The sequence below is a fragment of the Pandoraea sp. genome (assembly GCF_041919235.1).
GTDB lineage: Bacteria > Pseudomonadota > Gammaproteobacteria > Burkholderiales > Burkholderiaceae > Pandoraea.
The window spans coordinates 55,728-75,274 of the sequence record NZ_JAYRUC010000004.1 but is presented as its reverse complement, the minus strand read 5'-3'; the positions used below and the strand labels follow the sequence as shown (position 1 = coordinate 75,274).

19 protein-coding genes and 1 riboswitch are annotated in these 19,547 nt (G+C 63.8%); of the genes, 13 read left to right on the top strand and 6 right to left on the bottom strand.

Annotation, left to right across the window (positions count from 1 at the left end; genetic code table 11):
• Positions 1-113 precede the first annotated feature (113 nt).
• Entirely contained in the window at positions 114-812 is a 699-nt protein-coding gene (locus tag ACE3UG_RS04335; protein ID WP_374620149.1) for a diphthine--ammonia ligase, read from the top strand.
• 169 nt (positions 813-981) lie between these two features.
• Here ACE3UG_RS04335 and ACE3UG_RS04330 read toward each other — a convergent pair whose 3' ends face one another.
• The 3 genes from ACE3UG_RS04330 to ACE3UG_RS04320 all read right to left on the bottom strand — a co-directional run bounded on the left by ACE3UG_RS04330 (position 982) and on the right by ACE3UG_RS04320 (position 3,727).
• Positions 982-1,926 carry a 2Fe-2S iron-sulfur cluster-binding protein gene (locus ACE3UG_RS04330; protein WP_374620146.1) on the bottom strand — a complete coding sequence of 315 codons (945 nt, stop codon included), beginning with the start codon at positions 1,924-1,926 and terminating at the stop codon, positions 982-984.
• Positions 1,923-2,978 (bottom strand): Rieske 2Fe-2S domain-containing protein, encoded by a 1,056-nt coding sequence (locus tag ACE3UG_RS04325; protein ID WP_374620143.1) that lies wholly within the window; start codon positions 2,976-2,978, stop codon positions 1,923-1,925. Before ACE3UG_RS04325 ends, ACE3UG_RS04330 begins: the two co-directional genes overlap by 4 nt.
• Positions 2,979-3,058: 80 nt before the next feature.
• Positions 3,059-3,727, bottom strand: a complete 669-nt coding sequence (locus ACE3UG_RS04320; RefSeq protein WP_374620140.1) for a GntR family transcriptional regulator — start codon at positions 3,725-3,727, stop codon at positions 3,059-3,061.
• A gap of 598 nt (positions 3,728-4,325) precedes the next feature.
• Between ACE3UG_RS04320 and ACE3UG_RS04315 the strand changes: the two genes are divergently transcribed.
• The 5 genes from ACE3UG_RS04315 (at position 4,326) to ACE3UG_RS04295 (ending at position 9,360) form a co-directional block, all read left to right on the top strand.
• Positions 4,326-5,129 (top strand): HAD-IA family hydrolase, encoded by an 804-nt coding sequence (locus ACE3UG_RS04315; protein WP_374620138.1) that lies wholly within the window; start codon positions 4,326-4,328, stop codon positions 5,127-5,129.
• 10 nt (positions 5,130-5,139) lie between these two features.
• Positions 5,140-5,796: a nucleoid occlusion factor SlmA gene (gene slmA / locus ACE3UG_RS04310; RefSeq protein WP_374620135.1), complete on the top strand. Its 657-nt coding sequence runs from the start codon at positions 5,140-5,142 to the stop codon at positions 5,794-5,796.
• 309 nt (positions 5,797-6,105) lie between these two features.
• Positions 6,106-7,299, top strand: coding sequence for a homoserine O-acetyltransferase (locus ACE3UG_RS04305; protein ID WP_374620133.1), 1,194 nt, complete (start codon positions 6,106-6,108; stop codon positions 7,297-7,299).
• Positions 7,296-7,958 carry a methionine biosynthesis protein MetW gene (gene metW, locus ACE3UG_RS04300; RefSeq protein ID WP_374620130.1) on the top strand — a complete coding sequence of 221 codons (663 nt, stop codon included), beginning with the start codon at positions 7,296-7,298 and terminating at the stop codon, positions 7,956-7,958. The genes ACE3UG_RS04305 and metW overlap by 4 nt, the downstream gene beginning before the upstream one ends.
• 106 nt (positions 7,959-8,064) lie before the next feature.
• Positions 8,065-9,360: an AmpG family muropeptide MFS transporter gene (locus ACE3UG_RS04295; protein WP_374620128.1), complete on the top strand. Its 1,296-nt coding sequence runs from the start codon at positions 8,065-8,067 to the stop codon at positions 9,358-9,360.
• A 90-nt stretch (positions 9,361-9,450) separates the two neighbouring features.
• Here the strand turns inward: ACE3UG_RS04295 and ACE3UG_RS04290 are convergent, their stop codons facing one another.
• The 3 genes from ACE3UG_RS04290 to ACE3UG_RS04280 form a co-directional block, all read right to left on the bottom strand.
• Entirely contained in the window at positions 9,451-10,188 is a 738-nt protein-coding gene (locus tag ACE3UG_RS04290; RefSeq protein ID WP_374620125.1) for a hypothetical protein, read from the bottom strand.
• A gap of 134 nt (positions 10,189-10,322) precedes the next feature.
• Positions 10,323-11,096, bottom strand: a complete 774-nt coding sequence (locus tag ACE3UG_RS04285; RefSeq protein ID WP_374620453.1) for an exodeoxyribonuclease III — start codon at positions 11,094-11,096, stop codon at positions 10,323-10,325.
• A gap of 146 nt (positions 11,097-11,242) precedes the next feature.
• Positions 11,243-12,187, bottom strand: a complete 945-nt coding sequence (locus tag ACE3UG_RS04280; RefSeq protein WP_374620122.1) for a LysR substrate-binding domain-containing protein — start codon at positions 12,185-12,187, stop codon at positions 11,243-11,245.
• A 196-nt stretch (positions 12,188-12,383) separates the two neighbouring features.
• Between ACE3UG_RS04280 and ACE3UG_RS04275 the strand changes: the two genes are divergently transcribed.
• The 7 genes from ACE3UG_RS04275 to ACE3UG_RS04245 all read left to right on the top strand — a co-directional run bounded on the left by ACE3UG_RS04275 (position 12,384) and on the right by ACE3UG_RS04245 (position 19,380).
• Positions 12,384-12,839, top strand: coding sequence for a CidA/LrgA family protein (locus ACE3UG_RS04275; RefSeq protein ID WP_374620119.1), 456 nt, complete (start codon positions 12,384-12,386; stop codon positions 12,837-12,839).
• 70 nt (positions 12,840-12,909) lie between these two features.
• Positions 12,910-13,593 (top strand): LrgB family protein, encoded by a 684-nt coding sequence (locus ACE3UG_RS04270; protein ID WP_374620116.1) that lies wholly within the window; start codon positions 12,910-12,912, stop codon positions 13,591-13,593.
• 38 nt (positions 13,594-13,631) lie between these two features.
• A riboswitch (S-adenosyl-L-homocysteine riboswitch) is annotated at positions 13,632-13,758 on the top strand.
• Positions 13,759-13,789: 31 nt separating this feature from the next.
• Complete coding sequence (gene ahcY / locus ACE3UG_RS04265) at positions 13,790-15,205, top strand: adenosylhomocysteinase (RefSeq protein WP_374620113.1); 1,416 nt, start codon at positions 13,790-13,792, stop codon at positions 15,203-15,205.
• Between the two features lie 162 nt (positions 15,206-15,367).
• A complete protein-coding gene (locus tag ACE3UG_RS04260) occupies positions 15,368-15,727 on the top strand; it encodes a phage holin family protein (protein ID WP_374620110.1) in 360 nt (119 codons plus the stop codon).
• Positions 15,728-15,774: 47 nt separating this feature from the next.
• Entirely contained in the window at positions 15,775-16,674 is a 900-nt protein-coding gene (locus ACE3UG_RS04255) for a TlyA family RNA methyltransferase (RefSeq protein ID WP_374620107.1), read from the top strand.
• A 26-nt stretch (positions 16,675-16,700) separates the two neighbouring features.
• Positions 16,701-17,531, top strand: a complete 831-nt coding sequence (gene metF / locus ACE3UG_RS04250) for a methylenetetrahydrofolate reductase [NAD(P)H] (protein ID WP_374620104.1) — start codon at positions 16,701-16,703, stop codon at positions 17,529-17,531.
• 208 nt (positions 17,532-17,739) lie between these two features.
• The gene (locus ACE3UG_RS04245; RefSeq protein ID WP_374620101.1) at positions 17,740-19,380 is read left to right on the top strand and encodes an ABC transporter substrate-binding protein; all 1,641 of its coding nucleotides are present in this window, start codon (positions 17,740-17,742) and stop codon (positions 19,378-19,380) included.
• Positions 19,381-19,547: the final 167 nt, after the last annotated feature.

The window sequence follows — 19,547 nt, the reverse complement described above, 5'->3', positions numbered from 1 at the left end:
GGACCCTGCGGGGTCCGCTTTGCATTTGCAGGATCTTCGCTCCGATGGATCGATAGAGCGATAGAGCGATAGCGCTTGAATTGACGGTTCGACCGGCCCACGCACAAGACCCCATGCCCATACCCGCCTTCTTTTCCTGGAGTGGCGGCAAGGATTCCTGCCTTGCCCTGCACCATGCGCTGTCCCGCGATGCGAGCGGCGAACCGCACTACGAGGTGCGGCGTTTGCTGGCGATGTTCGACGAGACGGGCGACAGCTCGCGCTCGCACGGACTATCGCGCGAATTGATGCAGGCGCAGGCCGATGCGCTCGGCATCGCGCTCGACGTCGGACAAGCCGGCTGGCGCGAGTACGAGGCGGCGTTCGTCGCCCGGCTTCGGACGATGCGCGCCGAGGGCATCACGCACGGGCTGTTCGGCGATATCGACTTGCAGGCGCATCGCGATTGGGAGGAGAAGGTGTGTGCGGCGGCGGGTATGTCGGCGGTGCTGCCGCTATGGCAGCGTGAGCGCCTGGCGCTGGCGCACGAATTCATCTCGCTGGGCTATCGCGCGGTGATTGTCTGTGTGGACGGACGCCATCTCGGGCCGGCGTTCGTCGGGCGCGACTACGATGCGTCGCTGCTGGCGGATCTTCCGGCGCACGTCGACGCGTGCGGCGAGAACGGCGAGTTCCACACGTTCGTCTACGATGGCCCGCGTTTCACCCGGCCGGTGCCGTGGCGCATCGAGCGCGTCGAGACGATTCACGGCCCCGAGGAATATGGCGGCACGCCGTATCACCGAGCGCACGTGGTGGCCGCCGAGGGTTGAGCGGCATGTGACGCATCCGCCAGACACTGCGCGTTGACGCAACGCGTCGCGCCGTTCAGTGGCAGGGCGCGGCGAGATTCCCTGACCGGAGGCGTAGAAGCGAGTGGAAGGGAAGGGAGCCGAATAGAAGGGAATCGGCCGAATGCGTCGATGCAGACGGCATGCTGCGTTACAGATCGAGCACCAGCATGGCCGACTTGCTGCGCGAGCAGCACGGCAGCATCTGGTCGTTCGCTGCGCGTTCTTCGTCGGTCAGGTAGACGTCGCGGTGATCGGGGGTGCCGTCGACGACACGCGTGAGACATGTGCCGCACACGCCTTGCTCGCAAGACGTCTGGACGTCCACCCCCTGTGCGGCGAGCGCCGCGACGAGCGTCTCGCCGGCCTTCACGTCGATCACGCGCCCGCTTGAAAGCAGCTTGACCTGAAACGGCTTGTCGTCGTCGGCGTCTGTTTGCCCCGGCGCGGCGAAGTACTCGCGATGCACATTGCCTTCCGGCCATCGGGCTGCGGCGGCGCGCGACACGACAGCATCGATGAAACCTGCCGGACCGCAGACGTATAGGTGCTTGCCGCCGCAGGGTTGCGCGAGTATGGCGTCGAGATCGGCGCGCCCGCCCTCGTTGTCGAAGTACAGGTGCGTCTTCGCGGCGAGATCGTCTCGCGCGAAACGCTCTCGAAAGCCCATGCGCGCGGGTTCGCGTGTGCAGTAGTGCACTTCGAAGGACGCATCGCTCGCGGACAACGCTTCGGCCATGCATAGAATCGGTGTCACCCCGATTCCCCCGGCGAGCAGGATGCTGTGTTCGGCATGTTCCGCCAGCGGGAAGTGGTTGCGCGGCGCGCTGATTTCCAACATGGCGCCGACCGCGAGGGCATGCATGCCGACCGAGCCGCCTCGCGACGCCGGATCGCGCAGTACGCCTACACAATAGCGATGGGTCTCGCTTGGCGCATTGCACAACGAGTACTGTCGCACGAGCACGTCGCTCACATGCACGTCGATGTGCGCGCCGGCAGTAAATGGCGGAAGCGGGCTGCCGTCGATGCTCACCCATTCGAATTCGCAGATGTCGGTGGCGACATCGCGCTTGCTCGCCAGGCGCACTTTCATGCCGCATTCTCCACATTGGCCGTCATTGCACGTTCGGCTTCGATCAAGCGTTCGAGCACCTTGCGCGACTGTACGCCCCCCGCATCGATGTTGAGCTTCAGAATCTTCTTCTCCGGATAGGCCGAGAGATTGCGCTGCTGCGCTTCGAGGACCGCCTGGTCCTCGGCAAAAATGCCGCCCTGGCCGCGCTTGATTGCGGCAGTCAACTCGGCGTCGTCCGGCTTGAAGTTGCGCGCCATGCCCCAGAAGTACCAGATCGACTCGTCGGTCTCGGGCGTGATGAAGTCGACGACGATGCTGCCTGCCTTCCTGTCGGCGGGCGCGTCGTAGCCGCCATGACCTGCGTGCGCCACGCCCACTTCGATCATCACGTGGCTCGGCGGCGTGAAGCGGCAGACTTGCCAGCGGTCGCACGCCACCTGATCGTCCAGGCCGTTCGCACGCAGCGCGCTTGCCCAGAACGGCGGCGCCTTGATGTTCTCCATATGACGCGCCGTGATCACCGTGTCGCCGTCGACCGTCGTCTTCGGCGGCGCTTCTTCGATTTCTTCCTGGCCGATGCTCGTCGCATGCACGTAAGTCTCGTGCGTCAGATCCATCAGATTGTCGATCATCAGACGATAGTCGCACTTGATGTGATACAGGCCGCCGCCATACGCCCACTGGTCGTTCACGGCCCATTCCAGGTGCGGGATCTCGTCGGGATTGGCGAGCGCGGCGTCGCCGGGCCAGACCCATACGAAGCCGTAACGCTCCACGCACGGGTACGCGCGTGTCTTCGGAAAGCCGCCGACGCGCTGGCCGATCATTTTCGTGCACTTGCCGCCGCCGTCGACCGTCAGGCCGTGATAGCCGCACACGAGGTGGCCGTCCTTGACGAAGCCCAGCGACAACGCCGCGCCGCGATGCGGGCAGAAGTCTTCCAGTGCGGCGGCCTTGCCGTTCGCTTCACGGAAGAACACCATCACTTCGTTGCAGATCTTGCGGCCCAGCGGCTTGTCGGCAAATTCGTCGGGCGTGCAAGCGACGTACCAGGTGTTTTTGAGGAACACGATCGTTGTCTCCTTGGCGTGCCTTCGGGGGCGCGCTCCTGTTTCGGTAGAGGGGGGAAGTGACGCCGGGGTGGCGCGCGTCAGAGCAGTTGCGCGCCCATGCTGTGTTCTTGCGTGACGATGTGCTCGCGGCACATGAACTCGGCGCGATCGGGCTGACGCGCGGCAATCGCCTCGACAATCGCGTGATGCTGACGATGCGCATACGTGAGGATGTCGGCATACTGACGTCGGTCTTCGTGCCCGAACGCGACAGTGCGCGGGGCCACGAACGGCACCCGATTGCAGCGCGCGACGAAGCCTTCGAGCAGCGGGTTCTGCGCGCCGGTGACGAGCAGGTCATGGAAGCGCGCATTGAGCGTCGCGTAATCGATCTGCACTTCGGGGGTCATCGTGTGGTCGGCGAGCAGGGCGTCGCCCTCGGCCAGAACGTCGCGCAACTGCTTGAGCAACGCGTCGGTCGCGCCCTTTTCGGCGAGCAGGCGCGCGGCGTAGCCTTCAAGCGCGCCGCGCAGATGCAGCGCCTCGACACTCTCCTCACGCGTGTGCGCTCGCACTGCGTACCCGCGCTGCCCGGCGCGGACCACCAGCCCTTCCTCCGCGAGCACCGGCAACGCCTGCCGGACCGGCATGCGCGAGACACCCAACTGTTCCGCGAGCTTGGCTTCGGCCAAGCGCTCGCCCGGCGCAAGTTCGCCCTTGAGGATCATCTCGCGCAATTGAACCGTGGTGGGCGTGGGATGCAGCATGCGTCTCCTTTCGTTCGCTGGACTCTCTATGCGGCGCTTTGGCATCTCCCAAGCCCCCGTTTTTTTAATTATGGGATCCCATATGAGCAAATAGCATCGGTAGATACCCTGAAAAGTGTCTATATGGGATCCCAATTGCGTTCTGCCGCATAAGTTCGAGCGGACTCGTTCGGTCGCCCGGGCATCGCAAAGCGGGGGGGGGCGGGCGATGTGGCTTGGCGAGGCGCATCGTCAGGCGGCGGATGCCGCCCCCTTTGTCGGGCAAGGGTACGCAAGGCACTCCGTATCAACCTCGACATCGCGTCAGTCTGACCCACGCGCCAGGGGTGCCGGAGCGCGTACTTTGCACGTGGCGCGTGGAATCGCCCGCCGCGCGGGGCGGCGGAGCGAGCCATCGACAGGCGCGACAAGCCGTGCAGTGAACGGGACGGAATACGTCGAGCGGGCGTGAGGCGGGCCGCGCCGATTTGTCAAAGCGGGAAGCGCGCGCTAGCATCGTGCCTTGCCACGGCTACGCCGCGTTCGCCGGCAGAATGTGCGACTGCCAGATCGGTGAAGGCCGCTTCCATGTAACCCCTCGCATGAGTCTGCTATCCCCGTGCCTTCTTCTCACGTTCTGAGCCGACGCCGCCGCGCGCCGCGCGCCCGCAGCGAACACGGCACGCGCGGTCCGGTCTGGCTGTTCGATCTGGACAACACGCTACACCGTGCGTCGCACGCGATCTTTCCACGCATCAACCGCGCGATGACCGCCTATATCGTCGAGAAGCTGGGACTGACGCAAGACGAGGCCAATCATTTGCGTACCTCCTACACGGCTCGCTACGGCGCTGTGCTGCTCGGTCTCATCAAGCATCACGCCATCGATCCGCACGAGTTTCTGGCGCGTGTGCACGAACTGCCGCCGCTGGTCGAAGTGCTGCGCGCCGAGCGCGGGATCGCACGCCTGCTCGCCGGACTGCCGGGGCGCAAGATCCTCCTGACCAATGCCCCGGCACACTACGCGCTGCCGATCGTCGAGGCGCTGGGCATCCGCCGACATTTCGAGCGCTGCGTGAGTATCGAGGACATGGCAGACCGGCGCGCCTGGCGGGCCAAGCCCGACGCGATCATGTTGCGCCGGTTGCTCGCGCGCGAAGGGCTTGCGCCCTCTCGTACATGGCTCGTCGAAGACACCCGCTCCCACCTCAAGCACTTGCGGCATTTCGGCATCAAGACCGTCTGGATCACGGGGCATCTGCCAGCGAGAAACAGTCTTGGCGACGCAATGCCGCGCAGTGGGCGCCCACACTATGTGGATATCAAAGTACAATCTGTGCGCGAGTTACGGGCGCGCCTTGCGACCGGGGCCGGTGCGAGACGCGCAGCCGGGGCCGCCCGACCATCAAATTCCTACCGATAACGACCAGACGATGCAGCAGGAAAACTCTTCGAGCGGTGCCGGTTACGGCGCCGCCGATGCGCTGGAGGCCGCGCCCGCGCCGGTGAAGACAACCCGGCCCAAGCCGGGTGAGCGCCGGGTACAGGTGTTGCAAACGCTCGCCGCCATGCTCGAGACTCCCAAGGGCGAGCGGATCACGACGGCCGCGCTTGCCGCGCGCCTCGAGGTCTCCGAGGCGGCCCTCTATCGCCACTTCGCGAGCAAGGCCCAGATGTTCGAGGGCCTCATCGAGTTCATCGAACAGACGATCTTCGGCTTGATCAATCAGATCTCCGCTCAGGATCAGGACGGCGTGTCGCAAGCGCGCGCCATTGTGCTGATGCTGCTCGGTTTCGCCGAGAAAAACCCAGGCATGACGCGCGTGCTGACCGGCGAAGCGCTGGTCGGCGAACACGAGCGGTTGCAGGAGCGCATGAACCAACTGCTCGACCGCATCGAGGCGTCGCTGCGTCAGGTGCTGCGTCTGGCGAGCGCACAAGGCACGCTGCCCGAGACATTCGACGCCAACTCGCGCGCCAACCTGCTCGTGTCCTACGTGCTCGGGCGCTGGCATCGCTTCGCCAAGAGCGGCTTCAAGCGCTCGCCAACCGAGGGCGCCGAGCCCCAGGTCGCGGCGCTGCTGCGCTAAGACCGCGGCCTGCGCCGACGGCGCAGATTACGTTATACTTTTGCAACGCGCGACGCGGCTGCCAGAGGTTTGGCCGGCCTTGTCGCGACGATTGGCGCGCCGATTTGGTGACTCGCTTGCGGGCGCGCGAATGACTCTACCGGGGGTTCCCGGGCGGAGGGCATTCATTAAAAATGCGGCTAAAGAGGTCGTTCGCGCACGCCGCCGTTTTTCCGCCGACCCCTTTTCCCGCACAGAACGCTTCAGGACGCTGTCCGTCGATCGTTGTCGACTCGGATGCCAACCCGGGCATGTTTCGGAAAGGGAGTTATGGAATCTTCAATCGGAATCGTCACGCCGCAGCGGATGCATTTCGCCGAGCCGCTGGCGCTGCAAAACGGCAGCACGCTCGCAGGCTACGACCTGATGGTCGAGACCTATGGCGAGTTGAATGCCGATCGCAGCAACGCGGTGCTGGTGTGCCACGCGCTCAACGCGTCGCATCACGTGGCGGGTATTGCCGCCGACAACCCCAAGGACGTGGGCTGGTGGGACAACATGGTCGGGCCCGGCAAGCCGCTCGACACCGATCGCTTCTTTGTCATCGGGGTGAACAACCTCGGCTCGTGCTTCGGCTCGACCGGGCCGATGAGCCTCAACGCAGCCACCGGCACACCGTATGGTGCCCAATTCCCCGTCGTGACCGTCGAAGATTGGGTCAACGCGCAGGCGCGTGTGGCCGATGCGTTCGGCATCCGCAAGTTCGCCGCCGTGATGGGCGGCAGTCTGGGCGGTATGCAGGCGCTCGCGTGGAGCATCATGTACCCCGAGCGCGTCGGGCACTGTCTGGTGATCGCCTCCACGCCGAAGCTCTCCGCACAGAACATTGCTTTCAATGAAGTGGCGCGCTCGGCCATCCTCTCCGATCCGGATTTCCACGGCGGCGATTACTATGCGCACGGCGTAGTGCCGCGTCGCGGGTTGCGTGTGGCGCGCATGATCGGCCACATCACCTATCTATCCGATGAGGACATGGCGACCAAGTTCGGTCGTGCATTGCGCCGAGCCGAAGTGCTGGTCGACGGGGTGAAGACCGCCGATAAGAGCGACGGCAGCGCACAGGACGATGGCTACCGCTTCAGCTTCGATGTGGAGTTCGAGGTGGAGTCGTATCTGCGCTATCAGGGCGACAAGTTCGCCGAGTACTTCGACGCCAACACGTATCTGCTGATCACGCGTGCACTCGATTACTTCGATCCGGCCCGAACGGTGGGCGGCGATCTGGCGAAGGCGTTGTCGCACACCACGGCCAAGTACCTGATCGTGTCGTTCACGACCGACTGGCGCTTCGCGCCCACTCGCTCGCGCGAGATCGTCAAGGCGCTGCTCGATACGCGTCGCACCGTCAGCTACGCCGAGATCGACGCGCCGCACGGGCACGACGCGTTCCTGCTCACCGATTCGCGTTACCACAATCTGGTGCGCGCCTACTACGAACGTATTGCCCAGGAGGTCGGGGTATGAGCCAGTCCACTGTACCGACGACCAGCGCGCAGGCGGCCCAGTTGGCGGCGTCGAGGCGTCGCATTTCCGCGTCGCTCGCCGAGCGACCGGACTTCCGGGTGATCGCGCGATGGATCGAGCCGTCGTCGCAGGTGCTCGATCTCGGATGCAGCGATGGCTCGCTGCTGCGTCTGCTGATCGACGAACTGGGCGTGAGCGGCTACGGCATCGAGATCGACGACGCCGGCGTGCTTGCCTCGGCGCAACGCGGCATCAACGTCATTCAGCAGAATATGGAAGACGGGCTGAAGCTCTTTGAAGATCAGAGCTTCGATACGGTCATTCTGTCGCAGACATTGCAGACCCTGCACCGCACGGCGGACATTCTGCGCGAGACCGTACGTGTGGGCCGCGAAGCCATCGTGTCGTTCCCGAACTTCGGTTACTGGCCGCATCGGTTATCGGTGTTGCAGGGACGCATGCCCGTATCGAAAAGCTTGCCGTTCCAGTGGCATAACACGCCGAACGTGCGCGTGTTGACGATCAAGGACTTCGAGGCGCTCGCGCCAGATGTCGGCGTGCAGATTCTCGATCGCGCCGTGCTGCATAACGGGCAACTCGTATCCGTGGGTGCGAACTGGCGTGGTAGTCTTGCGGTCTATCGCGTCAAGCGTTCCTGAACCGACAGCAGCTCACGGGGCAGCGAAGCGCCGGGTCCCTGATGGGTAAGGAACAAGGGGGCCGGGTGCTGCGCACCGCAGGCGGCTGGCCCCAACTGTCTTTTCCATGACCGATTCGCTGCCGCCCGACGACGGGCGTGTCTTCCACCCCACGCGGATGCTCATCTGCGTGATTCTCGGCTTCACCTCCGGTCTGCCGCTTTTCATCCTGCTCAATCTGGTGCAGGCTTGGCTGCGCAGCGAGCATGTGGACCTCAAGGCGATCGGTCTGTTCGCGCTCATCCAGTTTCCGTACACGTGGAAGTTTCTATGGGCGCCGCTCATGGATCGCTTCGCGCCCAACCTGTTCGGGTGGAAGCCGGGACGGCGGCGTGGCTGGATGTTCGTCACGCAACTGCTGGTGGCGGGGGCGGTGGCACTCATGGGGACGTATTCGCCGCAGCGCGATCTGATGACGATTGCGGCGTTGGCGGCGGCGCTGGCGTTCTTCAGCGCCAGTCTCGACATTAGCCTGGATGCCTATCGACGCGAACTGCTGTCCGACCGTGAGCAGGGGCTCGGCACGGCCATGCATGTGAACGCCTACAAGGTGGCGGGACTCGTGCCCGGCTCGCTCGCGCTCATCATGGCCGATCATCTGCCCTGGTCGCAGGTGTTCCTTGCGACCGCGGCGTTCATGCTGCCTGGCATTGTCATGACGCTCGTCGTCAAGGAGCCGGAGATTCGAGGTACGCCGCCGAAGACGTTGCGCGAGGCCGTGGTCGAGCCGTTTCACGAATTCGTCACGCGCGGCGGCTGGGCGAAGGCGCTGCTCGTGCTCGCGTTCATCTTTCTCTACAAGCTGGGCGATTCGATGGCGACGTCGCTGGCCACGTCGTTCTATCTCGATCTGGGCTTCACGAAGACACAGATCGGCGTGGTGGCCAAAGCGACGAGCCTTTGGGCGAGCGTGGCGGGCGGCATCATCGGCGGGGTTTGGCTGATCAAGCTGGGCATCAACCGAGGGCTGTGGGTGTTCGGTGTGCTGCAGTTGGTGTCGGTGCTTGGCTTTGCGTGGCTGGCGAAAGCCGGACCGGTGGTCACGGGGCTGGGCGCGGTGATCGCCTTCGAAGCGTTCACGGCCGGGCTGGGTACCGCGGCGTTTACGGCCTACATTGCCCGCACGACAGACCCGCGCTATACGGCGACGCAGTTCGCGCTGTTCACGAGTCTGGCGTCCGTGCCGCGCACATTCGCCAACGCGGGCACGGGGTATATCGTCGATGGCGTTGGCTGGGTTACGTTCTTCCTGATCTGCACGGTTCTGGCGGTGCCCGGCATGTTGCTCCTGCCGAAGGTTGCGCCGTGGGGGGCCGACGATGACGGTGGCGACGGTGTGCCCGCCGCGAGCGGGTCGCGCTGAAGGGGACGGGCGTCGGGCATCCCCTTTACGCCGCTTTGCCCTTTCACACGGCTGCACACGGCTGCGCTCGCTGCGCTGTTTCGGTGTCGTTCAGGCGTCGCGGAAGGCGACCTTCTGGCGCTTGACGACCTGGGTGGCGAAGTCCGCGTCATGCGGAATCGGTTCCCAGAAGAAGTCCTTCTGGAAGATCGGGAGCGCATTGAATTTTCGTGAGCGGAAGATACCCCGATTGCGTTTGAATTCGCTATACCGGTCGCCCTTGAACTGCCGATTCACCGACGTGAATGGCAGGAGGCGTTCGGCGATGTCGGGAAAGTCCATATCCGGATGCGTGTCCCTGAACCTCTCGAGCGCGTCGAACTGATCTCGGCAAATGATCTGGATCGCCGTTTCCGGCAACGCGTAACGCTGCGCCCACATGACATGCCAGCCTGACCGAGTGTCATTGATGAAGTCAGTCAGCCGACGGCTCAGCGTGTAAGCGTCGGATTCGATGTGGACGATCTTGTTTGCGCCGAGGGCTCGTGCAATCGTGACGGAATGCAGGAAACTGCGCCACCAGCCCGGATAGCAGCTCATGCTTTGCCGCCCGAGATTCTCCTCGAAGCGAACGATGCAATGCGTGGCGTCATGGGTGGAGAGGTCTTCCCCGGCCGGCACGGTCGGGATCGTCTCGGCCGGCGGCAGATAGGGTGAACCGTCGTCGATCATCACGATCCGGTCGGCCTTGATCGGCCCGTTCCGGTAGTAGTCGAGCCAGCGCTGACAGCGAGTCTGCCAGGCGTCGGCGTCTTTGAGATAGCTGGTACAGAACAATAGGGTCTTCATAACTCAGGTTCGCTGCCCCCGACGGCCTGGGGCCGAGAGGAGGGGGCAGTGGGTAGTGCCAGGCTGTGTGCGTGGGCGTCAGAGATTGGGTGGCAGGGGCGGCAGGCGCCCACCGCCCTTGGTGCGTGCGCGCTTTACAGCGCGTGGTCGTAGTCGACCGTGAGCGGCGCGTGGTCGCTGAACTTGATGTCGCGAAACACCGATGTGGTTTTGGCTTTGCCCGCAATACCCGGCGTGGCGATCTGGTAGTCGATGCGCCAGCCGACGTTCTTCGCGTAAGCCTGTCCGCGATTGCTCCACCACGTGTATTGGTCGGCGCGCGGGTCGAGCGTGCGAAAGACGTCGACAAATCCGTGGTCGTCGAACAACTGCGTGAGCCAGGCGCGCTCTTCCGGCAGGAAGCCTGAGTTCTTCAGGTTGCCCTTCCAGTTCTTGATGTCGATTTCCTTGTGCGCGATGTTCACGTCGCCGCACAAGACGACTTCGCGCCCCGCCGCCTTGAGCGCGAGCAGGTGAGGCATGAAGTCGGCCATGAAGCGGAATTTGGCGGCTTGACGTTCCTCTCCGCTCGATCCCGACGGGATGTACACCGAGATCACCGACAGGTTGCCGTAACGCGCCTCGACATAACGCCCTTCGGCGTCGAACTCCGTGTGGCCCCAGCCGACGACGACATCGTCAGGCTCGCGTCGCACATAGAGGCCCGCGCCGCTGTAACCCTTCTTCTGGGCATAGTGAAAATAGCCCTGATAGTCGTGCGGCGTGAGGAAGTCCGGCGTCATGTCCGGCATCTGCGCCTTGATTTCCTGCACGCACAGGATGTCGGCGTCCTGAGTGCCGAACCATTCGAAAAAGCCCTTCTTGGCGGCCGATCGCACGCCGTTGAGATTCGCGGTAATGATGCGCATGAGTGTCGATGCGCCGCGCTCGGGCGGCAAGGGGGAGAATGTCAGCGGCAAGGATACCGCAATCGCCGCATCATGTCGGACGCCACCCGTCGGGGCATTGTCCTGTTTCGTCGTCTAGGTCCGCATCTGGCGTTGACGGCTTGGTCTCACGTGCGCCGGGCGCCGCCGGCGATGGCCGCCTTGGCTTCGCCGTCGCCCCCCGGCCCGAGAATGTCGCGCGCGAGCGCGAGCCAGCGTCGCGCCGCGTGCGACAGATAGGAGTCGCGCCGCCATGCCATCGCCAGATCCCACGGAATTTCCGGGTCGCGCACGTCCGCCATCACGAAGCGCTTCGGATCGAGCCGGGCGCAGAAGGGCTCGGGCAGCAAGGCAATGCCGACACCGTTGTCGACCATCGACGCAATGAAGTCCCATTGGCTCGAACGTCCCGCAATTTTCGGCGTGAAGCCTGCGCGACGGCACGCGGCGGTCACGAGCTCGGACAACGCAAAGCCTTCTCCGTAGAAAACGAACGGCTCGTCGCGCAATTCACCCAGGCCGATGGAGGCGCGCCCTTCCCAGCGCGATTCGCGCGGTGCAATCAGACGCAACGCGTAATGGCATACCGGCAGCACGTCGAGAATCGTGGGATCGACCGGGAGCAACACGGCGCCCAGTTCGATGTCCCCCGCCAGCAGCGCCTGTTCAATGGCGCGCGAGCCGGTCTCGAAGAGCTTCATCTCGATGTCCGGATGATGCTGATGAAACGCCCCGATCACCGGAATGAACAGGTCGCCGCCAAGCGGCGGTATCCCGATCGACAATTCGCCGCGCACGACCGTATCGAGATCGGCCAACTCCTGCTGCAGGCGGGCGTAGGCGGCGAGAACGTCCTGAGCGCGCTCGAAGACGACCCGCCCCGCATCGGTCAACTGAAGCCGGCGGCCCATGCCGCGCTCCTCGCGCAACATCAGCGGCGTACCCAGTTCGCCTTCCAGTGCCTTGACCATCTTGCTCACCGTCGGCTGGGTCACGAACAGCGCTTCGGCCGCCGCCGTGAAGCTCTGCTGTCGTACGACTTCCACAAATCCTCGTAACGCGCGCAGTTCCATTTTGGTTCCCTGAGAGGCACCGGCATGGTGCAAAAAGTCGGAAAGGCCCGTCCCGTAAGGCGCCGCCATGCACGATTAGGGTTAATACTTAAATTATTCCATTGTGGAATCGATTTGATAATACTAATTCATTATATTTATGTTGCGGTGCTTCCTATACTGGGCTTCATATTGATGCCACCCCCAGGAGTTCGCCATGACCAAGATGATCGCCAGCCGTCTGTATCTCCGTGGCAAGCGCGTGGCGGGTGTGGTCTGGCAAATTGCGCTGCTCATGGGCATCTATCTGGTGGCGGATGCTGCGTCGCGTCATTTTCATCTGCCGTTGCCGGGCGGCGTATTAGGTCTGCTCACTGTGGTGGCCCTGCTGATGAGCGGCGTGCTGAAGACGGAGAAGATCAAGCGGGGTGCCGACTGGTTTCTGGCCGAAATGATCCTCTTCTTCGTGCCGATGGTCGCCGCCGTCATGCAGTACACCGATCTGCTGCGCCACGAAGGCCTGCAATTGCTCGTCGTGATCGGCGTTGGCACGGTGCTCGTGATGGTCTCGACCGCGCTGGCGGTCGACCTGGCCTGCCGGGCCGAGCGCCGTCTCAAGCGCGCACGGGTGCGCATCCCCGCTCGCCGCGCGCACGCGCACGACGCGCGCTAATGCGTACCGAGTCCATCGTCGCCGCCATGGCCGCGGCGCTCACGGTTAATGGCGCATGCCGGGTCTTGTCATGAATCATACGGCGCTCATGCTGCTCGTTCTCACGGTGGTTTTCTATTACGTGTCGAAGCGCCTCTACGCGCGCTTCGGCAAGGTGTGGCTGGGGCCGGCCATTCTCGCGCCGGTTCTGCTCATTGCCGTGATGGTCGGCGGGGACATTTCCTACGCGACGTATATCGCCGACTCGCGTTGGCTCGTATGGCTGCTCGGTCCGACGACGATTGCGTTCGCCGTGCCGATCTACGAGCATCGCGGCATCATCCGTCGGCACGCCTTTGCGCTGATCGTCGGCGTGCTCGTCGCGATGATCGTCGCCGTGGGCAGTTCGTTCGTGCTGGCTCGCCTGTTCGAGCTGCCGCCCGAGATGGCGCGCAGCCTGCTCGCCCGCTCGATCTCGACGCCGTTCGCCCTCGCGGTCTCCGACAAGGTCGGTGGCTCGCGCGATTTGGTGGGGCTCTTCGTCATCATCACGGGATTCATCGGCATGTTGCTCGGCGAAGCGTTGCTTTCGTGGTTGCCACTGCGTACGCGCATGGCACGCGGTGCCCCGTTCGGCGCGGGCGCTCACGGCTTCGGTACCGCCAAGGCGCGCCAGATCGGCAGCGAAGAGGGCGTCGTGGCCAGCCTCGTCATGATGATCAACGGCATCGTGATGGTCTTCGCCGCGCCGCTGCTCGCCCACCTGCCCCTCTGACGTACCTCCGCTGCGCCGGAGTTTTGCTACAATGCCGGGGTCTTGAGGAGCGTTGCGACAGCCACCGTGCTGCCAGGCTCAAGATCCTTCCTATTGGCCCCGCCGGCCGCCGGTTGACTCCCGGAGTGCATGGCGCGTGGGCCGCAAGAACGGCGCTCACGTCCCAACTATCTAGTCTTTAGAGAAAGGAGGCGTGATGAACGCCGTAGTCGATTCGAAATTCGCCGATTTCCACGTTGCCGATATCAAGCTGGCCGATTGGGGCCGCAAAGAGCTGACCATCGCCGAGAGCGAAATGCCGGGTCTGATGGCCACGCGTGCCGAGTTCAAGGCCAGTCAGCCGCTCAAGGGCGCGCGCATTGCCGGCTCGCTGCACATGACGATTCAGACGGGCGTGCTCATCGAGACGCTCGTCGCCCTCGGCGCCGAAGTGCGCTGGGCCTCGTGCAACATCTTCTCGACGCAAGATCACGCCGCGGCTGCCATTGCTGCCGCCGGCATCCCCGTGTTCGCGTACAAGGGCGAGTCGCTCGACGAGTACTGGGAATACAGCCACCGCATCTTCGAATGGCCGAATGGCGAGTTCGCCAACATGATTCTCGACGACGGCGGCGACGCCACGCTGCTGCTGATTCTGGGCAGCAAGGCCGAGAAGGACCTGTCGGTCGTCGGCCATCCGACCAACGACGAAGAAGTCGCGCTGTACGCCGCGATCAAGCGCCATATCGCCATCGATCCGCACTGGTACAGCAAGCGTCTGTCGCAGATCAAGGGCGTGACCGAAGAGACCACCACGGGCGTGCATCGTCTGTATCAGATGGAAAAGGACGGCACGCTGCCGTTCCCGGCCATCAATGTGAACGACTCGGTCACCAAGTCGAAGTTCGACAACCTGTACGGCTGCCGCGAGTCGCTGGTCGACGGCATCAAGCGCGCGACCGACGTGATGATCGCCGGCAAGATCGCCCTCGTGGCGGGCTACGGCGACGTGGGCAAGGGCTGTGCGCAAAGCCTGCGCGGCCTGGGCGCCACGGTGTGGGTCACGGAAATCGATCCCATCTGCGCGCTGCAAGCGGCAATGGAAGGCTATCGCGTGGTGACGATGGAATATGCCGCCGACAAGGCCGACATTTTCGTGACGGCCACCGGCAACTTCCACGTGATCGATCACGACCATATGGCGGCAATGAAGCACCAGGCCATCGTGTGCAACATCGGTCACTTCGACTCGGAAATCAACGTAGCGTCGACCCGCAAGTATCAGTGGGAAAACATCAAGCCCCAGGTCGATCACATCATCTTCCCGGACGGCAAGCGCATCATTCTGCTGGCTGAGGGCCGCCTGGTGAACCTGGGCTGCGCCACGGGGCATCCGTCGTTCGTGATGAGCAATTCGTTCACCAACCAGACGCTCGCACAGATCGAGCTGTTCGTGTACGGCGCCAAGTACAAGAACAGCGTGTATGTGCTGCCGAAGCACCTTGACGAGAAGGTCGCGCGCTTGCACCTGGGGCGTATCGGTGCCGAGCTGACCGTGCTTACCGACGATCAGGCGAAGTACATCACCGTCGACAAGAACGGCCCGTTCAAGCCGGCGCACTATCGCTATTGATCGGTAACGAGTCTGGCCGGACCCCCCGCCGGTGCGCTGCATGCAATGCACGGCTAACGGGCAACGGCTTGGCGCGGCGGCACGGTGTGCCGCCGCGTTGGGTTCTACCACTGCCGGTGCCGGGACAGACCTCCCGCACCGGCCTGTTCTTCGGAGCTTGCCATGCGTCTGCTGCTGATTTGGCTCATCAATGCCATCGCGCTTCTCGTCTTGCCGCACATCGTGTCGGGCATTCAGCTCAAGGGCATCGGGACGGCGCTGATCGTCGCGATCGTGCTTGGGCTGATCAACGCGTTCCTGCGGCCGTTGCTCGTCATACTGACGCTGCCGGTCACGGTGGTGACGCTGGGGTTGTTCATCTTCGTGATCAACGCGCTGTTGTTCTGGCTGGCCTCGCATGTCGTCAAGGGCTTCGAAGTCTCGGGCTTCTGGGCGGCGCTCTTCGGCTCGCTGCTCTATAGCCTGATTTCCTGGATTCTGTCGGCGCTGGTGTTCGGCGGCGACCGCGCCACCAACGTGTGAGTGTCGACGCGTCGCCGTCGACCGTGCTTTGCAGGAACCCCGCCGTCATGTCGCAAGCCCTTCGTGCCGATCAAGCCCTCGTCTCCCGAGGGCTGGCTGCATCGCGCACCGCCGCTCAACGTCTCATCGACGCCGGCCGCGTGTATTACGCGGGGACCGAGGCGGCCGTGAAGAAAGCCAGTCAGGTCGTGGCGCTCGACGAAGACCTCGAAGTGCGGGCGGCAGCCGACGGCTTGCCCGGCGAGGACAGCTACGTGTCGCGCGGCGGGTTGAAGCTGGCCGGCGCGCTCATGCAAACGCGGCTCGACGTGCGGGGGCGCGTGGCGCTCGACGTCGGACTGTCGACCGGCGGCTTTGCCGACTGCCTCTTGCAGGCGGGGGCCGCGCGGGTCATCGGGGTCGATGTCGGTCACGGGCAACTGCATCCACGCCTGGCAGGCGAGCCGAGGCTCGTATCGCTCGAAGGCATCAACGCACGACATCTGTCGCGTGAGATGCTCGACGCACGTCTGGCGCAGTGCGCGGCGGACAGCGCGACACATCGCGCGACAGATGGTGCGACCGACGGCACGACACACGGCGCGACACACGGTGCCAAACACGGTGAAGCGGAGCCGGCAACGGCGGCCGTCCCGGCGGCGGGCTTCGATCTGATCGTCGGTGACGTGTCGTTCATTTCGCTCACGCTGGTACTGCCCGCCGTTGCACCCCTGCTCGCCGCGAGCGGCGATCTGCTGATGCTCGTCAAGCCGCAGTTCGAAGTGGGGCGCGAGCATATCGGCCGAGGCGGCCTCGTGCGGGATACCGCGCAGTACGCGCAAGTGGAGACAAAGATCCGCACCGCCTGTGAGACGTTGGGACTGACGCTCGCCGCCTGGCTCGACAGTCCTATCGCCGGGGGTGACGGCAACCGGGAGTTCTTTGTGCACGCGACGCGCGCGGCATGAACGGACCCCTCAAAATTAGAACGATCATGACGCAACCATTCTTCAGTTTCGAATTCTTCCCGCCCAAGACCGCCGAAGGCGCGGAGAAGCTGCGTGCCACGCGCCAGCAATTGTTCCCGCTTGGCCCCAAGTTCGTCTCGGTGACCTTCGGCGCAGGCGGCTCGACGCAGCAAGGCACGCTCGATACGGTCATCGAAATCCAACGCGAAGGCGTGGAGGCGGCACCGCACCTCTCGTGCGTGGGTTCGACCAGGGACAACATCCGCACGATCCTGCAGACGTACCGCCAGAACGGCATTCGCCACATTGTGGCGCTGCGCGGCGACCTGCCGTCGGGGATGGGGGAGATTGGCGAGTTCCGTTACGCATCGGAGCTGGTCGAGTTCATCCGGAACGAGACCGGCGATTGGTTCCACATCGAAGTGGCGGCTTATCCGGAATACCATCCGCAGGCGAAGTCGCCGCGTCTGGATCTGGAGCATTTCGCCAACAAGGTGAAGGCGGGGGCGAACGCTGCCATCACGCAGTACTTCTTCAATGCGGACGCGTATTTCCGCTTTGTCGACGACGCTTCGCGTCTGGGGGTGGCGGTGCCGATCGTGCCGGGGATCATGCCTATCACGAACTATTCGCAGATGATGCGTTTCTCGGAAATGTGCGGTGCCGAAGTGCCGCGCTGGATCGCCAAGCGCCTCGAAGGCTTCGGCGACGACCGCGATTCGATCCGCGCCTTCGGACTCGATGTCGTGACGGCGCTGTGCGAACGCCTGCTTGCGGAAGGCGCGCCGGGACTGCACTTCTATACGCTCAACGCTGCTTCGGCCACCAAAGCGATGTGGCAGCGCCTCGGTTTGTGAGGTGCGGCGCCATCGTGCGCCAACGAATCGGCGGGTGGGAAGTCAATCCCGATCATAATTAAGTGATTTCCTAAGCAAAAACACCACGAATAGGCCGATTGCTAGGGATTTGGCGTGTTGTGAGGCGAGGGAAGCTTAAGTAATATCCCTCGTAGGCTCGGCGGTGGATCGTCTGCCGTCGGGCGTCACACCCGATCCCGAGGAGCCTATGAAACAGACTCACACCCTGCGTTTGCTTTTGGCTGCGACCTTGCTTGCCGGTGCGGCCGTGATCCGGCCCGCCGCAGCCGTCGAAATCCCGAACAAGACCCTCGTGTACTGCTCCGAGGGCAGCCCGGCCGGTTTCGATCCGGGACAACTCACCACCGGCACCGACTTCGATCCCGCCGACGCCATCTACAACCGCCTGATCGCCTTCAAGCCGGGCGAGACCGGGGTGATGCCGTCGCTCGCCGAGTCGTGGGACATCTCGCCGGACAACAAGGTCTACACCTTCCATCTGCGCAAGGGCGTCAAGTTTCACACCACCGATTACTTCACGCCCACGCGTGACTTCAACGCCGAGGATGTGAAGTTCACCTTCGACCGCATGGGCGATCGCGACATGCCGTTTCGCAAGGCGTATCCGACGGAGTTCCCGTATTTCGTCGACATGGGCCTGCAGGCGGACATCGACCGCATCGAGGTCATCGATCCGTACACGGTGCGCTTCGTTCTGAAAAAGGTCGACGCGCCGTTCCTCCAGAACCTGGCGATGTCGTTTGCGTCGATCCTCTCGAAGGAGTACGCAGACAAGTTGCTCGCGGCGAACAATCCCCGCGATATCGCGCTCAAGCCGGTCGGTACCGGTCCGTTCATTTTCCGCAGCTACACGAAGGACGCCACGCTGCGCTTCGACGGCAACAAGCAATACTGGAACACGAGTCTGCCGCCGAAGGTGAGCAAGCTGATCTTCGCGATCACGACCGACGCCAATGTGCGCATGCAGAAGCTCAAGCGCAACGAGTGCCAGGTCGCGACCTATCCGCGCCCGGCCGACGTCGATGCGCTCAAGGCCGATATCGCGGCGCAGGGCAAGGCGTCGAAGCTCAAGATGCCGGATCAGGTGGGCTTCAACCTGGGTTACGTTGCCTACAACGTGCAGAAGAAGCCGCTCGATCGGGTGGAAGTGCGTCAGGCCCTCGACATGGCCATCAACAAGAAGGCGATTCTCCAGTCCGTCTACGGCTCGGCCGGACAATTGTCGAACGGCGCGCCGATGCCGCCGACACAATGGTCGTACGACAAGAACATCAAGTCGGCCGGCTACGACCCGGAGAAAGCCCGCGCACTGCTCGACAAGGCGGGCGTGAAGCACATGGAGATCACGCTGTGGGCGATGCCGGTGCAGCGTCCGTACAACCCGAACGGCAAGCTCATGGCCGAGATGATTCAGGCCGACTGGGCGAAGATCGGCGTGAAGGCCAATATCGTCACGTACGAATGGGGTGAGTACATCAAGCGCGCGAAAGCGGGCGAGCACGACGCGTTGCTCATCGGGTGGACCGGCGACAACGGCGATCCCGACAACTGGCTCGGCGTGCTGCTCGGCTGCGACTCGGTCAACGGCAACAACTTCTCGAAGTGGTGCTACAAGCCGTTCGACGACCTCGTGAAGCAGGCGCGTCAGACCACCGACGTTGCCTTGCGCACGAAGCTCTATACGCAGGCCCAGGAGATCTTCGCGCAACAACTGCCGTTCTCGCCGATTGCGCACTCCACGCAATACAAGCCGATGGCCACGAACGTGAAAGGCTTCAAGCTCAGCCCGTTCGGCCGCAACAGCTTCGCAGGCGTGTCGCTGGAGTAGGCCGCCCGGCAGGGCATAGTGACGACCGGTTCCGGCCGGTGCCGACCACCGGTCGTCATGCATGCCCAGCCATCGGGCTCGGCCGCCGCGCCCGAGCCCGATGGCCGATGGCCGATGGCCGCGACAGGACAAAAGATCGTCTACGCGTGATTAACGCGGCACAGCGC

Excerpts from the sequence above, each read along its gene's own strand:
- ACE3UG_RS04335 (WP_374620149.1), top strand. The coding sequence starts at position 114 with ATGCCCATACCCGCCTTCTTTTCCTGGAGTGGCGGCAAGGATTCCTGC.
- ACE3UG_RS04330 (WP_374620146.1), bottom strand. The coding sequence starts at position 1,926 with ATGAAAGTGCGCCTGGCGAGCAAGCGCGATGTCGCCACCGACATCTGC.
- ACE3UG_RS04320 (WP_374620140.1), bottom strand. The coding sequence starts at position 3,727 with ATGCTGCATCCCACGCCCACCACGGTTCAATTGCGCGAGATGATCCTC.
- slmA (WP_374620135.1), top strand. The coding sequence starts at position 5,140 with ATGCAGCAGGAAAACTCTTCGAGCGGTGCCGGTTACGGCGCCGCCGAT.
- ACE3UG_RS04305 (WP_374620133.1), top strand. The coding sequence starts at position 6,106 with ATGGAATCTTCAATCGGAATCGTCACGCCGCAGCGGATGCATTTCGCC.
- metW (WP_374620130.1), top strand. The coding sequence starts at position 7,296 with ATGAGCCAGTCCACTGTACCGACGACCAGCGCGCAGGCGGCCCAGTTG.
- ACE3UG_RS04295 (WP_374620128.1), top strand. The coding sequence starts at position 8,065 with ATGACCGATTCGCTGCCGCCCGACGACGGGCGTGTCTTCCACCCCACG.
- ACE3UG_RS04290 (WP_374620125.1), bottom strand. The coding sequence starts at position 10,188 with ATGAAGACCCTATTGTTCTGTACCAGCTATCTCAAAGACGCCGACGCC.
- ACE3UG_RS04285 (WP_374620453.1), bottom strand. The coding sequence starts at position 11,096 with ATGCGCATCATTACCGCGAATCTCAACGGCGTGCGATCGGCCGCCAAG.
- ACE3UG_RS04280 (WP_374620122.1), bottom strand. The coding sequence starts at position 12,187 with ATGGAACTGCGCGCGTTACGAGGATTTGTGGAAGTCGTACGACAGCAG.
- ACE3UG_RS04275 (WP_374620119.1), top strand. The coding sequence starts at position 12,384 with ATGACCAAGATGATCGCCAGCCGTCTGTATCTCCGTGGCAAGCGCGTG.
- ACE3UG_RS04270 (WP_374620116.1), top strand. The coding sequence starts at position 12,910 with ATGAATCATACGGCGCTCATGCTGCTCGTTCTCACGGTGGTTTTCTAT.
- ahcY (WP_374620113.1), top strand. The coding sequence starts at position 13,790 with ATGAACGCCGTAGTCGATTCGAAATTCGCCGATTTCCACGTTGCCGAT.
- ACE3UG_RS04260 (WP_374620110.1), top strand. The coding sequence starts at position 15,368 with ATGCGTCTGCTGCTGATTTGGCTCATCAATGCCATCGCGCTTCTCGTC.
- ACE3UG_RS04255 (WP_374620107.1), top strand. The coding sequence starts at position 15,775 with ATGTCGCAAGCCCTTCGTGCCGATCAAGCCCTCGTCTCCCGAGGGCTG.
- metF (WP_374620104.1), top strand. The coding sequence starts at position 16,701 with ATGACGCAACCATTCTTCAGTTTCGAATTCTTCCCGCCCAAGACCGCC.
- ACE3UG_RS04245 (WP_374620101.1), top strand. The coding sequence starts at position 17,740 with ATGAAACAGACTCACACCCTGCGTTTGCTTTTGGCTGCGACCTTGCTT.